The 1,050-nt window shown below is 63.1% G+C and carries 1 protein-coding gene and 1 pseudogene; both read right to left on the bottom strand.

The annotated features are described in order from the left end of the window. Positions 1–604: pseudogene (locus CV770_RS44445) on the bottom strand (IS3 family transposase); the annotation flags it as partial. Between the two features lie 80 nt (positions 605–684). Beyond that, positions 685–975: a transposase gene (locus tag CV770_RS41180; RefSeq protein WP_161500096.1), complete on the bottom strand. Its 291-nt coding sequence runs from the start codon at positions 973–975 to the stop codon at positions 685–687. Positions 976–1,050 lie beyond the last annotated feature (75 nt).

The raw sequence follows: 1,050 nt of genomic DNA on the forward strand, positions 1-1,050 counted from the left end.
TATGTCCTCATGCTTGAGCGACCGCCACAGCCGCTCGATGAAGACGTTGTCCATCCAACGACCGCGGCCATCCATGGAGATCTTGATCTTTGCGGCCGCCAGCGCGCCGGTGAAGGCCACGCTGGTGAACTGGCTGCCCTGGTCGGTATTGAAGATCTCCGGCGTGCCGTACTTCGCTAGCGCCTCGTCCAGGGCCGCCACGCAGAACGAGACGTCCATCGTGTTCGACAGGCGCCACGCCAGAACCGCACGGCTCGCCCAGTCGATGATGGCGACGAGATAAAGAAAGCCGCGGCCGACGGGCAGATAGGTAATGTCGGCCGCCCACACCTGGTTCGGCCGGTCGATCGTCATGTTGCGCAGCAGGTAGGGACAGATCTTCTGGCCCGGCGCCGGCTTCGTCGTGTTCGGCTTCGGTCCCAGCGCCGCGATGCCCCCGCTGCACGCGCTTGCGATTGACCTGAAGCCCCTCAGCCTTCAGCATCGCGGTCATTCGCCGTGAGCCTAGGAACGGCCAGGCGGTGAACAGCTCGTCGAGGCGCTGCATCAGGGCAAGGTCGTTGTCGTTGGCCGGCCGTGGCGGCCGGTAGACCCCGGAGCGCGCGATGCCAAGCAACATGCATTGCCGGCGAATCGACAGCGCCATGTCGGCGCGATCGAGCATTCCTCGACGGTCCGGCGTGCTCATCTTCCGGACCTCCGTGCTAAAAAATCACGCTCGACTGTCAGTTGTCCAATCTTGGCATGCAGCTTCTCGATCTCGCGTTCGCGCGTTTCCTCGCTCTCCCGCCCGACACCTGCGTCAAAAGCCCGGGCCGCTTGGTCCAGCAGTTGCTTCTTCCAGGCATAGATCTGGTTCGGGTGAACCTCATAGCGCTGGGCCAGATCGGCCACCGTCGCCTGCTCCCGCACCGCTTCCAGCGCAATCTTTGCCTTCAGCGCCGCGTCGAGCTTCCGTCGTGTCTTCTTCGTCATCATGCCCTCCGTCTATCAAACGGAGCAGCCCCTTCCAACTAAGCACGTGGTCCCAAAATCGGGGGTCCATTTCAG

Origin of the sequence: Bradyrhizobium sp. AC87j1, assembly GCF_002936975.1 — a bacterium.
Lineage (GTDB): Bacteria > Pseudomonadota > Alphaproteobacteria > Rhizobiales > Xanthobacteraceae > Bradyrhizobium > Bradyrhizobium shewense.